This is a genomic window from Marinomonas sp. ef1, assembly GCF_002806845.1.
Taxonomy (GTDB): domain Bacteria; phylum Pseudomonadota; class Gammaproteobacteria; order Pseudomonadales; family Marinomonadaceae; genus Marinomonas; species Marinomonas polaris.
Map to the genome: position 1 here is coordinate 255208 of NZ_NHTT01000005.1, position 13560 is coordinate 268767.

9 protein-coding genes and 1 pseudogene are annotated in these 13560 nt (G+C 38.5%); 2 read left to right on the forward strand and 8 right to left on the reverse strand.

All coding sequences use genetic code 11. From position 1 onward, the window contains the following. Positions 1 to 382 precede the first annotated feature (382 nt). A complete protein-coding gene (locus tag CCS02_RS09140; protein WP_100636389.1) occupies positions 383 to 1408 on the forward strand; it encodes a histone deacetylase family protein in 1026 nt (341 codons plus the stop codon). Positions 1409 to 1713: 305 nt separating this feature from the next. Here CCS02_RS09140 and CCS02_RS09145 read toward each other — a convergent pair whose 3' ends face one another. Beyond that, positions 1714 to 4293, reverse strand: coding sequence for an EAL domain-containing protein (locus CCS02_RS09145; protein ID WP_100636390.1), 2580 nt, complete (start codon positions 4291 to 4293; stop codon positions 1714 to 1716). A gap of 1552 nt (positions 4294 to 5845) precedes the next feature. On the opposite strand from CCS02_RS09145, the gene CCS02_RS09150 reads away from it, so the two are divergent. After that, positions 5846 to 6760, forward strand: a complete 915-nt coding sequence (locus CCS02_RS09150; RefSeq protein ID WP_100187020.1) for a LysR substrate-binding domain-containing protein — start codon at positions 5846 to 5848, stop codon at positions 6758 to 6760. Positions 6761 to 6778: 18 nt separating this feature from the next. Here the strand turns inward: CCS02_RS09150 and CCS02_RS09155 are convergent. From CCS02_RS09155 to CCS02_RS09185, 7 genes and pseudogenes are all read right to left on the reverse strand, one after another. Further along, positions 6779 to 7123: pseudogene (locus CCS02_RS09155) on the reverse strand (NAD(P)/FAD-dependent oxidoreductase); the annotation flags it as partial. 33 nt (positions 7124 to 7156) lie between these two features. After that, entirely contained in the window at positions 7157 to 8086 is a 930-nt protein-coding gene (locus tag CCS02_RS09160) for an electron transfer flavoprotein subunit alpha/FixB family protein (RefSeq protein WP_100187021.1), read from the reverse strand. 10 nt (positions 8087 to 8096) lie between these two features. After that, the gene (locus CCS02_RS09165) at positions 8097 to 8846 is read right to left on the reverse strand and encodes an electron transfer flavoprotein subunit beta/FixA family protein (RefSeq protein ID WP_100187022.1); all 750 of its coding nucleotides are present in this window, start codon (positions 8844 to 8846) and stop codon (positions 8097 to 8099) included. Between the two features lie 31 nt (positions 8847 to 8877). Beyond that, a complete protein-coding gene (locus CCS02_RS09170) occupies positions 8878 to 10269 on the reverse strand; it encodes an FAD-binding oxidoreductase (RefSeq protein WP_100636391.1) in 1392 nt (463 codons plus the stop codon). A 132-nt stretch (positions 10270 to 10401) separates the two neighbouring features. Next, positions 10402 to 11874: a tripartite tricarboxylate transporter permease gene (locus CCS02_RS09175; protein ID WP_100187024.1), complete on the reverse strand. Its 1473-nt coding sequence runs from the start codon at positions 11872 to 11874 to the stop codon at positions 10402 to 10404. A gap of 32 nt (positions 11875 to 11906) precedes the next feature. Then, positions 11907 to 12398 carry a tripartite tricarboxylate transporter TctB family protein gene (locus tag CCS02_RS09180; protein WP_100187025.1) on the reverse strand — a complete coding sequence of 164 codons (492 nt, stop codon included), beginning with the start codon at positions 12396 to 12398 and terminating at the stop codon, positions 11907 to 11909. Positions 12399 to 12472: 74 nt separating this feature from the next. Then, positions 12473 to 13459, reverse strand: a complete 987-nt coding sequence (locus tag CCS02_RS09185) for a Bug family tripartite tricarboxylate transporter substrate binding protein (RefSeq protein ID WP_012070843.1) — start codon at positions 13457 to 13459, stop codon at positions 12473 to 12475. Positions 13460 to 13560 lie beyond the last annotated feature (101 nt).

Below are 13560 nucleotides of genomic sequence, written 5' to 3' on the forward strand. Positions count from 1 at the left end.
AACCGTATAAAAAATACGTTTTTCTATTTTATTAGATATGCAAAGGATATGAAAATATGAGAACTAAAAAAATATGGCGCAGATCAAATTTAGAGAAACCTTAGAGGCTTATTGTTTTTCGACTGATTTTTTTTCTGTCATGATGGCCATGTGAGTACCACATTAGGTGTTACACTTAGTTTAACATAAAGACCTAAAATACGCATAAAGACCTAAAATGGTCGTGCCATTTTGTTATTTTAATCGGCAGGAAAAACTGGTTTTGGTGCTGAATTACTGTTAGAAATAATTGATTAAACACTTGTTCATCATATTAAATAGTAAAGCTTTTAAATAATGTCATCTGCCCTATTATCAATAATAAACTTTATGGAGAAATACTTTGAAAGCCTTCTATCATAAAAACCAAAATAAACACAGCCCTAAATTTTATATTAAACATGGCAAACCAACACCTGCAAAAGAAATCCCAGAGCGAGAAGACGTTTTTATAAAGGTAATAAATGAGCTTAATATCCCCTTGGAAGAAGCTAATGATTTTGGCATGTCATTTATCTCTGCAGTTCATACACCAAATTATTTATTTTTTTTAAAAACTATCTATCCTAAATGGGCTTTATTATCTGAGCCTAGCTCCGAGATTTTTCCTGAAAGTCACCCAGTAAAACACACTCCTTCATATCCCAAAGATACTATTGGTCAAATCGGATGGCATATTATGGATTTATCTTGTCCAATTGGGGAAGAAAGCTGGTTGGGAGCTTACGCATCAGCACAAACAGCCATTAGTGCTGCAGACTGCATAGCAACAGGAAAATCCAGTACTGCGTATGCTGCTTGCCGCCCACCTGGCCATCATGCCCATTCGGATGCTGCCGCAGGTTTTTGCATATTAAACAATTCTGCTATTGCCGCTGAAAGATTATTAAAAGACTTTGATAGAGTTGCTATATTAGATGTGGATCTACATCACGGAAATGGAACCCAGGCAATATTTTGGAATCGTCGCGATGTTATGACAATCTCAATACATGCTGACCCTGCTATTTGCTATCCACATTTTTGGGGATATGAACATGAAAAGGGTGAAGGCCAAGGTTATGGTTTTAATATCAACTATCCGATTCCCGAAGGTACATCTGATAATGATTATATGTCTGTCCTTGAGAAAGCAATTGACCAACTTAAAGCCTACTCTCCAGATGTCATCATCCTAGCCTTAGGCCTCGATGCCTCTGAACAAGATCCAATTGACATGTTAGGTTTAACAACCGCAGGCTTTTCAGAAATTGGACAGCGCGTGAAAGCACTTAATCTACCAATATTAATCGTACAAGAAGGTGGTTATATTTCTCCAATTCTAGGAGATAATTTAGCGGCTTTATTGAAGGCTTTTATTAATGAATAATTTAATCTGAACAATAAGTATAGGCACCTATTTGGTGCCTGACTCTAACGGTAGTAAATGTCTGGAAAAACATGCTGCATTGCCCAATAAAACTACCTTCCTAACGTTTCGAAAAATAAGAGAGTTTTAAGAAGCAGTATAAAAATTTTATACTTTACAGATCGTTTTAAATCACAAAAAGCCCCGGCTCTTTGAATGATTACTAACAGTAAAGGCTTTTTATTTTTACTTTGGATAAGTAAAAAATATCGACTATTTTTAATCATATTCCCCCTAACTAAATAATCCAACTTTATAATTACTTACTAAGAAACGACATGTATTTTTTCATTAGATATGACTTCTATCTGAGAGTTATTCAGCCATGTTTCAATTTCAATTGAATTAAGCGCCTTAGAAAACAAAAAACCTTGTGCAATACCGTAGCCTAGCTCTTTTAAAATGCTACATTGCTCTTGACTTTCAACACCTTCGGCCACGACATCTAACTTTAAGCTATACCCTATATGCAGCACTGCCAGGCTTAAGGCTCGACTAATATCATCTGTTTCAAGTTCAGAAACAAAACTCTTGTCTAATTTTAACTCTTTAAAAGGGATTTTTCTTAAGTAGCTAAGACTAGAGTATCCTGTTCCAAAATCATCAATTGAAAGACTAATACCTTTATTATGAATATCATTTAGAACTTGGATTGTTCTTGGATTTGTATCAAGTAAGACACTTTCTGTTATCTCTAGAGTAAGATCTAATACTTTTAGGTTATGATATTCCAATTCACTTATTATTAAATTACAAAGATCAACGTCATGAAAATTAAGTGGGGATAAATTCACAGATATAGTAGGAATAAATATACCTTTTTTTCGCCAAACTGACATTTGACGGCATGCCTCTCTCAATACCCAACGACTAAGATCAGTAATCAATCCGCATTCTTCTGCAATTTTTATAAAACGTGTAGGTGGAACAGCACCAAACTTAGGATGATTCCATCTAGCCAGCGCTTCAACTCCATACAAACTGCCTGTATTCATTTTAATTTGAGGCTGATAATTTAGCTCTAACTGGTTATTTGATATTGCTTTTTGAAGTTCAACTTCGAGCTCTTGCCTTTCGATTGCCAATTGATTTAATTCATGACTAAAAAAAGAAAATCGTCCTTTCCCCTGTTTTTTAGCTTGATACATTGCCATATCTGCACGATGAATTAGAGTACTAATATCATGACCATCTTCAGGAAAAATGCTTATACCAATGCTAGCAGAGGGTATGATTTTAGAACCATTAATCTCTATTGGATGAGAAAATGACAACCTTAAATCTTCAATAAAATAATTTAGATCACTGGAGCTTTTCCCCAAAACAACTAATAAAAATTCATCTCCTGCTAAACGTCCACAAATATCTGAGTTTAAACATTTTTTATTTATTCTTGCAGCGATCTCAATAAGTAATTTATCGCCTACATGATGCCCAAAAGAATCATTAACTAACTTAAAACGATCTAAATCTATAAAGAGCACAGCAAGAACATCATTATTTTTTTCAACATTCTTTAGAGCCTGTTCTGCACGAGCATGCAAAACACTTCTATTTGGCAACTTTGTTAAACTATCATAATAGGCAAGATGTCTTATATTTTCACGCTGTTTCTCCCTATCGAAAGCTAAAGAACATAACGGAGCAAGTACCTTTACTAGTTGCCGTTCAAATAATGATGGAGGATGATTGTCTTTTCTATAAAAAGCAATTACACCTACAGATTCATCTTGACTACCTATAATGGGAGAGGACCAACAACCTTTATAACCGCAAGGTAAGGGTAAGATAGGTCCCCTAAAATTATCCCATAATGGAGCGCTTTCACTATCAGTAACAAGTACTGGCAGACTGAGATATGCCTCAGTGCCTGAAGAAGCAACATCACTACCCAATGGAGTTTTTTGTAAAAACTTCTTGTATTCACTCGGTAATTTTGGAGAGGATAAAAGTTGCAGATAATTACCATTGACTAATAAAATTGCAGGAGTAATGTCGTCGACTAACCGACTAATTTCATGACAAACAGATTCCATAATCATCTCTAAAGGCTCATCTCTAGCTAGAGAGCCAACAATTTTGGAGTGCAATACTTCATGAATTTTTGTTTGAGTAATATCGGATAAAATTGCGACAATGTTAGTGAGCTCTCCAGCTTCATTAAAAGCAGGATCAATCATCACAGAACACCAGATTTTTTTTCCACATTTACTCTTAATAAGTTCATCAATCTTAACCTCAACGCCGTTTACCAATGTCTCTCTTAATTCTATAATTCGGTCTTCACTAAAGTGCGGAGCAATAACAGAAGTGGGCGTATGACCCAAAAGATCGTCATTTTCATATCCTAAAAGAGTCGAAAAGCCCTCATTAATGTAAACAACTTTCCAAGAAGCGTCAGTAATCAATATTGCGTTACCAGTTTTATCCGTTACTAAAGAAAGCATTTCAACACGCTTACGTTCAATAACAGAAGATGTTACATCTTGAATAAAAGCAGTGTACAAAAAAACACCGTCAACATTAACTTTTGATATGGACATTGATCCCCATTTTTTCGAACCATCTTTGCAAACTATCTCAACATCTCGGTTGGTACCGACAATTTTATTCGCACCGGCATTTCGATTAGCATTAACATAATTATCATGATTAGGTTTAATGCTATCAGGGACAAGAATTTTTACATTTTTTCCGATGACTTCTTTTCTTTTGTACCCCCAAAATTTTTCTGCTGAATAATTGTAAAAAACGATATCATTTTCAGGATTAATTACAACCACACTATCTATTGCTTGCTCAAGTGTTTCTACAAACAAATCAGATAACAAATTTTTAGCCGGCATCAAAAAAATCCTTAAAAACTATAAATTTAAATAATATATAGACTTACAATCATCTATAAATACTTCAAAATAAATATTGTTTAACATTAAAACAATAAAATATAAATAAGAAAACGAAATTTCAAAATAATTACATAAATACACCATAAAAAATACATAAATACACCATAAAAAATACATAAATACACAATTATAAATAGATTTTATATTTAACAAATAATTAAATATAAACATTAAAACTTACATTTAAAATACATACAAATTTATAAATATAATTTATTTTTTAACACCTTCCTTAATATAAAAAACACATATTCAACTCTATTTAAATCATCTCAACCGGAAATTTAAGACTAATTAAAATAACTGACTTACATGGTGATATTACCTATAAAAATTATAATTTTGTTAAAACCCTTGGCTAAAAAAATATAATTTAATGGGTCAAAATAACAATCTTATTTGAATTTTAGATATAAAAAAACAGGCGTTTGATAATTTATTGTAAAAGAAAAAATATGGAAAACTTTGAAGAGGAATGGTCAAAAAATGTAAGGGTGGTTCATTTTATTTGGTTGATTTCTACATAACTCTAATTTTTTATCACAGTGGAAAAATGATTGAGCACTAATCCGTTTATAGCTTACCTTAGGTCGAATAAAAAACGAAAAAGACCACAATGCGAGCTAAAAAACCATTAGTTTCGCGAGAAAATCTTCTTTTTATTCCAATAGATTTTTACAGCTCGAATCTAGCAAGTGACGGAGTATTTAAAACCTGTCTGACATTTAGTATGGTTAGTATTATTTAAGCAAAGGCATGCTCATCACCTTTAAGAAAGCTAATAATAGAAAATAATTCAAAATCTAGATATTTAATTTCAACTTATCTTTTAACAGGAAGGAATGATGAGTTGGGTAAAATAGATACGATGTTAACTAGTCAACAAGCTGAAGTGCAAGCAATTATAGCGAGGTTAGATAACACTTGCCTTTATATAAGGGGAGCTAAAAATCGCTCTAATTCTTGTGTTAGCGATGCAAATTTAGCGGTGTAACGTCAAAGTAGAAACGTCACTAACAGTGAAAAAATGACTGATACCCAGTAAACTCTGGGAGAATCCACGCAGCGTTTACTTCATATATATTTTCAGAGATCTTTACGAATTCAATTCGATCACCAAGCTCAAAATACAAATCATTTCGTACACTGTCATGAATTACAGTTTAGTGTTTAAACAACACTTTCCTCCTAGCCTTGCGAAGACAAAAGCATGGTACGATGTCTCATATAAACACTTTGAGTAATGGACAACTATAACTAACATTTCATCGCAAGCAATAAAACCGCATTTGGATGATATTATGAAAAAAGCCGAAGGTTTTTCGGTCTGATATCTTTGGCCACTCTCCAATGAATGAAGAGTATAAGCACCAACCGAGAGAACATTGACTAAGGCTTAGAAGTGTCTAGAAAAGTCCAGTTAAGTCACTACATTCGAACTTACCCAAAATTCGATCCAAAATGGAATAGAGGTCTATAGAGTAAATATATGACTAATAAATCAACAAACCCACGCCGACTTACTCCATCTATGCCTTGGCTATTAGCTTTTGAATCTGCAGCAAGAAATCTTAGCTTTACATTAGCAGCTAAAGAGCTTTCTCTCACACAAAGCGTTATAAGCAGACACATACAATCTTTGGAAGACTTACTGGAAGTTGAACTCTTTCACCGAAATGGCAAGCAGTTACAATTGAACGAAGCTGGCGCGATGTACATGAGAGAAGTAAGCAGCGGACTTCAACGAATACGTAATGCATCACAAAATTTAAACACATATAAATCCACAGCAACATCAATTAACCTCGCCTGCTTACCAACTTTCGCAGCAAAATGGTTAATGCCGCGTTTGGCAGATTTCTATGTTAAACATCCCAACATTCTTGTACACATACATGCAAAAATCCGCCAATTTAATATGGAATTAGAGGGAATGGACTGCGCTATAAGTGGTGGTGGACGAGCTTGGCCTGGAATGGCATCCTATCCTCTAGTCAAGGGCTATCTAGTTCCAGTAATTAGCCCAGCATTGCATGAAAGAGTTCCTTTCAACACGCCATCTGATGCCGGATTACATACGCTTTTACAAGTATCTACAAGGCCTGACGATTGGTTCCAATGGTTTTCTGTCCATGATCTTTCAACAACTAATATACGTCTTGGCCCTCAATTCGAAATGACTTCTCATGTACTCCAAGCCGCTATCGCTGGAATTGGAATTGCATTGGTGCCTTCTTGTCTCGTTGAAGATGAACTTACAAACGGATCATTAATTATGCCTTTCAGTCCGTCAAAAGTAGATGCACTGAAATATGACTACTCTCTACACATCACTCCTCATCAAGACCAATCTCCTACTGTTTCGGCTTTACGGGAGTGGCTTCTAGAACTGTCAACCCAATAATTAATCCCATCAGTTGTACTGGCCAACAAAATTAAAAGCGCCTCCGAGAATCGGTCCGAATTTATGCATCGATGCTCCAAAATTGCGGGAGCGAAACAGTTCATCATAAGCCCAACTAGACTTAAATTTGTCACTGAAGCTATTCAGTACAGAGCCGCCTTCATTCCCCTCAGCGATTGCTTCAAACATAGCTTCACCAGCCAACATGCCCGATTTCATGGCTGTGTGAGTCTCTTTAATCTTACTGAAATTGAGAATGCCGGCGTTGCAACCGATCAATACCCCACCAGGAAATGTCATCTTTGGCAGAGAATTAAACCCATCCCTAGTAATAGCTCGAGCACCGTATGCCACATTTGATCCTAAAGCGTGTGATTAGAAATTCTGACGGCAGTTTTAGAGCTTTGCTTCCAGTTCAGGTAGAATCTCAAACAAATCACCTACCAAGCCATAATCAGCCACTTGGAAAATTGGCGCTTCTCCATCCTTATTGATAGCTACAATCACTTTAGATTCTTTCATTCCAGCTAAATGCTGAATCGCACCAGAAATCCCCACTGCAATATATAACTCTGGTGCCACAATTTTTCCGGTCTGACCAACTTGCAGATCATTGCTTACAAAACCCGCATCCACCGCTGCACGGGACGCACCGACCGCGGCTCCTAGTTTGTCAGCAACCTTTTCAAGCAAGCTAAAGTTCTCAGCAGAGCCCAGCCCCCTTCCACCGGAAATTACTGCACTTGCTGCGGTCAACTCTGGGCGGCCTGATTTAACCAACTCTTCACTAACGAAACGCGAGCCCCCTATATCGAAGACAACATCTACAACCTCAGTATTTGCATTTCCACCTTCCGCCTTAGCCTTCTCAAAAGCTGAAGCCCGAACGGTTATAACCTTGACCGCATCTAGAGATTGCACTGTTGCGATAGCATTACCAGCGTAAATCGGGCGCTTAAATGTATCTGCAGATTCCACAGCAACAATCTCTGAGAGCTGACCAACATCAAGTAGGGCTGCAACGCGTGGCATCGTATCCTTAATGGTACTGCTCGCTGCTGCAATAATATGGTTATAGTCAGCCGCCAGCTCAACAATCAAGACACTTAGATTTTCAGCTAGCCCCTTCTCATAACAAGCATTATCAGCCAACAAAACCTTACTAATACCCATAACTTTTGCAGCTTCATCAGCAACACTCTGGCAACCGCTACCTGCGACCAGTATTGAAATATCACAGCCAAGCTGACTCGCGGCCGTCACAGCACTAAGAGTTGCTGGATTGAGTGTGCTATTATCGTGTTCAGCAATAAGTAAAATACTCATCCCATTCTCCTTAAATGACTTTGGCTTCGTTTTTCAACTTGTCGATCAACGCGTCTACACTGTCCAGCATAATACCTGCTTGTCGCTGAGCTGGCGTTTCCACTTTTAATTGTGAAATATGCTGCTTGAGCTCCACACCATAATCGGCTGGAGTCTTTAATTCTAGAGGCTTTCGCTTAGCTTTCATGATGTCTGGTAATTTGGCATAACGTGGTTCATTCAGACGCAGGTCTGTCGTAACAATCGCTGGTAGTGTCAATGATAAGGTACGTAAACCACCATCAACTTCTCGAGTAACCAGAACATCGCCTCCTTCAACCGTTACTTTCGAGGCAAAAGTGCCCTGAGGACGACGAGTTAAAGCGGCAAGCATCTGGCCAACTTGATTATTATCGGAATCGATCGATTGCTTGCCTAGTATCACCAATCCTGGCGCCTCAACTTCCATTACTTTGGCAAGCAGCTTAGCGACATTTAATGGCTCAGGTTGGCTGTCAGTTTCGATATGAATAGCGCGATCCGCACCAAGCGCCATGGCAGTACGTAGCTGTTCCTGAACGGCATTAGGACCAATTGAAACCACCACTATTTCAGAAGCTATGCCAGCTTCTTTTAGACGTATTGCCTCTTCAACGGCAATTTCACAAAAGGGATTAAGAGCCATTTTTACATTGCTCAAATCTACGTCTGAATTATCAGACTTCACGCGTACTTTTACGTTGTAATCAATAACGCGCTTGACGCTAACAATTATTTTCATAAATAGGTCTCGATATTATTTATTAAGTAATTTAGTTTTTATTCGGCAAAACTTTTCCACGATTCAATAAACCTTTTGGGTCCATCGCTTCTTTTAGCCTCATCATTAGTGCTATTTCACCAGGGTTTCTAGATATGCTTAGGTGATCTTTTTTCTTTAATCCTATTCCATGTTCAGCTGAAATGGATCCACCTATTTCCTGCAGTGGCTTATAAACTAAACTCTCAATTTTAATACGCGTTTCTTCATTGGAATCCCCTGTCGAAATTGAGACATGCAAATTACCATCACCTAAATGCCCAAATACAACGACTTTGGCATCTGGCCAGATTTCTCTCACTGACACCTCTAGTTCATTAACATAAGTATCCATGTCTACAATCGGTAGGCTAATATCAAAAACAAAGCGTGGAGCAATTAATTCAGAAAGCCCTTCGATATCCTCCCGAATAGCCCAAAGACGGTCACGTTGTGTATCGGAGTTTGCAACTACGGCGTCGCTTAAAAGCTCTTTTTCAAAAGCCAATGTAATAGCCTGCTCAAATCGTTGAGCTGTCTCAGATTGGTCATTCCCCAAACTCTCTATCAACACATAAAAAGGCGCATCCGTATCTAGAGGGGCATTATGACGACCGCTTTCTTTCGTCAATAATGCATAATAACTGCGCCACATCACTTCAAATGCACCGAGCTCTCCTCCTAATGTTTGTCTCATGTGCTGCAGTAACCCAACAAGACTTTCAAAGCTGTCGCAAGCGACTAGCGCCGTTTGTGACGCAGACTGTTGTGGTTGCAATTTGAGAACCGCACGGGTAACAATTCCAAGTGTTCCCTCACTTCCGATGAACATATGTTTTAAGTCATAACCAGCGTTATTCTTCAGCATGTTGTTCATTGAACTGACCACTGAACCGTCAGCCAGTACCACTTCAAGACCTAGCACTTGATCACGCATCATGCCGTAACGAATAACTCTTATACCACCTGCATTCGTCGCAATATTGCCACCGATAGTACAAGACCCTCGTGCCCCTAAATCCAAAGCAAATTGCATCCCGATTTGCTCCGCAGCCTCTTGAACGATTTGAAGTGGCACCCCAGCCTGAACGGTCAAAGTGCCGCCCACAGGGTCGACCGATTCAATTTCAGTCATACGCTCAAGCGAGATAACTAACTCATTCGATGCAGCTACAGCACCGCGCACCAACCCAGTCAAACCACCATGTGTTACAACTGGCTGATCCGCTTCGTAACACAAAGCCATTACTTGCGATAACTGTTCAGCATTAGCGGGTCTAACAAGCGCTAACGCCAAACACGGCTCTTTTGTAATCCAATCTGCAGGTCGAGCACGGACATCCTCACCACGAAGGATATTTTTTGCTCCCACCACTTTTTCTATGAAATCCAACAAAGTATCCATACGAACCCTCAACCTTATAATAAGTTTGAATATAAAAATCTTTATAAACAGGCAGGGTTAACCCTTACCTAAAAAAGGAAATAAATAATTTTTCAATTTAGAATTAAGTCTTTAAATAAGAATAATGGCTTTCTATTTATTCCTATAAGCAAGCCATCGTTTAAAAGAAAAGAAAATTGACCCAAGTGTCAGCACGATAAAGAACCATGTAATCGGTCCTCTAAAGAAAATAGACATATCATAGTTACCAATTAACAATGATCTCCTAAGGTTATCTTCGAACATGGGGCCTAATATGAATCCAATTAAAAAAGGTGCAGAAGCAATCCCTGTTTTATTGAATATATAACCTAGAACACCAAAGCCCATCATTAACCAAATATCAAACGTATTGTTATTGACGGCATAAGCACCATAGACACAAAACATCACAATGATTGGGAATAATATTTCCTTTGGAACATCTGCGATTTTTGAGAAATATTTTATAGCGCCAAGCCCAACTACTAATAAAAATAAGGAACTGACCATGATTCCTATGAAGAGCGCGTAGATGAGCGAGAGATTATCTTGGAACATTAAAGGACCCGGCGTCAGTCCATGAATCATGAATGCCCCCAGAATAATAGCCGTCACCACATCGCCAGGAATACCAAGAGAAAGCAAAGGAATCATAGTCGCCCCTGCTACACCGTTGTTTCCAGCTTCGGCTGCTGCAACGCCCTCTATTTCACCTTTACCAAAATTTTCTCTATTAGGAGATTTTCTTCTCGCCTCACTGTAAGAAATAAAGGCTGCTGCGGTCGCACCACTACCTGGAATAGCACCAATGATGACGCCAATGAAACTGCCTCGAACAATCGTTTTAAGACATCTTTTGAACTCACTCCAAGAAACCTCTTTGCCATTTGCATTGATAACAATTTTTGATGCGACTTTTCGTTGGTAAAAACCAATCACCTCAGGGATAGCGAAAAGGCCAATTAGCAAGGGAATAAACGAAATCCCATCCATCAAATTGTAGTCATCAAAAGTAAGTCGTTGAGATCCATAAACAGGGTCTAAACCTACTAAGGAAATCATGAGCCCTAATGCAGCCGCTAAAAAGCCTTTGAGAACGGAAGCCCCTGATAAAGACACGATGATGGTCAGGGAGAAACAGATAAGCCAAAAGAATTCCGGAGCACCAAAATTTAAAGCTATTTTCGCAAGGTACGCAGCAAAAAATATCAGTGAAATATTAGATATGATATCGGCTATCACTGAAGAATATAGGGACATTTTTAGTGCTTTCTTCGCCTCGCCATTTTGCGCCATAGGATAGCCATCCAATAGCGTACAAGCTGAAGCAGGTGTGCCTGGTGTACGGATCAATATTGCTGTTATCGACCCACCATACATACCACCTTTATATATCCCCACTAGTAGAAGTATCGCTGAGACAGGCTCCATAGAGAATGTAAAAGGCAATGCTAACGCCACAGCCATGGTTGTTGTAAGCCCAGGAATAGCACCAATTACAACACCTAAAAAGACACCGATAGCAATTGCAATGAAGTTATCCCACACAAAAAAGAGCGATAAAACTTCTGAAAAATTTTCCATAAAACAATCCTAAATATACTCAAGAATCTTATTTAATAAGGCATTACAGGTAATGGCACACCTAGAACCTTGGTAAACAATAAAGTGATAACAACAGGAATAATAAATGCGAGGCTATATACCCATTTTTTTCGAATTGGGTGAGCAGCAAAGAGTATAAGAGTGGCTAGGACGCCACTAAATATGGCGCCAATTAACTCAAAAAAAGACAAATAGACTACCAACGCCAGAGCCATTAACAAAAACCGTAAAACGGGGCCTCGTTCAGAACCAGCGGATTCCTTATTGTCTTTATCATTACGGAATAAACCTTGGATAATGAGCAAAATCGCTATTAGAAAAATCAACCACCCCATATAACGAGGTAGCCAGCTTGGAGACATCATAGGATTCTGAACCAGTGCAGGCTCAGTCACATATTGAGGGATAAGATAAAACAATAACAGGCAAGCGAAGGCCAGCATCACACCGCCAACCAAGACTGTCGAAATATCAGCAGATGATTGCTTAAAACCTTTGAACATTTTAGGTACCTTATTAAGCTTACTAGTATTGAGAGAGGTAAGAAAAAACCTACCTCTCTCGCTCGGTAACCACATTAGTTCTGACGAACACCAGCTTCTTCAGCAACCATTTTCCAACGCTCAACTTCTGAGGCAATAAACGACTTAAAGTCCTCACCAGAAACAGAGCTCTTCTCAGCGCCCATTTTGTCGATGAATTCAGTAAACTCTTTTCTTTCTTTCACACGTTGCAATGCTGCTTGTAATACCTCAACGCCTTCATCCGGGAAGCCATTTCCTGCAATTACGCCATTCCACACGGTTGTCACAAATCCACCCAAATCATAACCTTCAGTTTCTATAACCGTTGGCACATTAGGTAATGCCTTGAAACGAGTTTTTGAAGTGACGGCAAGAGCTTTCAACCCACCAGACTGAATATGAGGAAGAACGGTAGAAGCGTTTTCAAATGAAACATCAACATCACCACTTAAAAGAGCAGGAAGTGCTGCACCACTACCAGGGAATGGAACAGCAGTGAGTTTTGTTTTAGTCAGTGTTTTAAATAACTCCCCAGACATATGTATGGAGCTGCCAACGCCTGGATGACTGAAGGTCATAGGCTTAGATTTAGCCGCTGTAATAAATTCAGCAACGGTGTTGTACGGACTACTAGAAGGCACAACCATAATATTTGGAGCATCAAGCAGCTTTTCTATAAATTTAAAATCGTTTACAGCGTCATAAGGAAGGTTAGGATAGATGGAGGCTCCAATTACATGCCCAGGTGATGCCATCAAAATAGTGTGATCAGCATCGCGACCACCACGAGCAAGTCGCCCCGTCGCTACTGTTGAACCGGCACCAGGTCGGTTCTCTACTATGATGTTTACGTCCAGTTCTTTTTGCAGTAAATCCGCCACTTGACGCGACAGTACATCCGTATTGCCGCCCGCAGAATACGGCACTACTAAGTGGATGTCCTTGGTTGGCCAATCAGCATAAGCAGAACTTGCCCCCAATCCCATCACAACACTTGAAGTAACAAGAGAAATCGCGATAACTGCATTTTTAATCTTCATTTTTTGCCTCTTTTATTTTTATTTCGGCTTTGGGTTTTTATTTGTATGTTCAATACGCATACACATACTCTTAAAAAGAAAAGCACAAGACAACATCAAAA

What these genes read in the sequence shown, in the direction of transcription:
- CCS02_RS09145 (WP_100636390.1), bottom strand. Translation starts at nt 4,293, where the DNA reads ATGCCGGCTAAAAATTTGTTATCTGATTTGTTTGTAGAAACACTTGAG.
- CCS02_RS09150 (WP_100187020.1), top strand. Translation starts at nt 5,846, where the DNA reads ATGACTAATAAATCAACAAACCCACGCCGACTTACTCCATCTATGCCT.
- CCS02_RS09160 (WP_100187021.1), bottom strand. Translation starts at nt 8,086, where the DNA reads ATGAGTATTTTACTTATTGCTGAACACGATAATAGCACACTCAATCCA.
- CCS02_RS09165 (WP_100187022.1), bottom strand. Translation starts at nt 8,846, where the DNA reads ATGAAAATAATTGTTAGCGTCAAGCGCGTTATTGATTACAACGTAAAA.
- CCS02_RS09170 (WP_100636391.1), bottom strand. Translation starts at nt 10,269, where the DNA reads ATGGATACTTTGTTGGATTTCATAGAAAAAGTGGTGGGAGCAAAAAAT.
- CCS02_RS09175 (WP_100187024.1), bottom strand. Translation starts at nt 11,874, where the DNA reads ATGGAAAATTTTTCAGAAGTTTTATCGCTCTTTTTTGTGTGGGATAAC.
- CCS02_RS09180 (WP_100187025.1), bottom strand. Translation starts at nt 12,398, where the DNA reads ATGTTCAAAGGTTTTAAGCAATCATCTGCTGATATTTCGACAGTCTTG.
- CCS02_RS09185 (WP_012070843.1), bottom strand. Translation starts at nt 13,459, where the DNA reads ATGAAGATTAAAAATGCAGTTATCGCGATTTCTCTTGTTACTTCAAGT.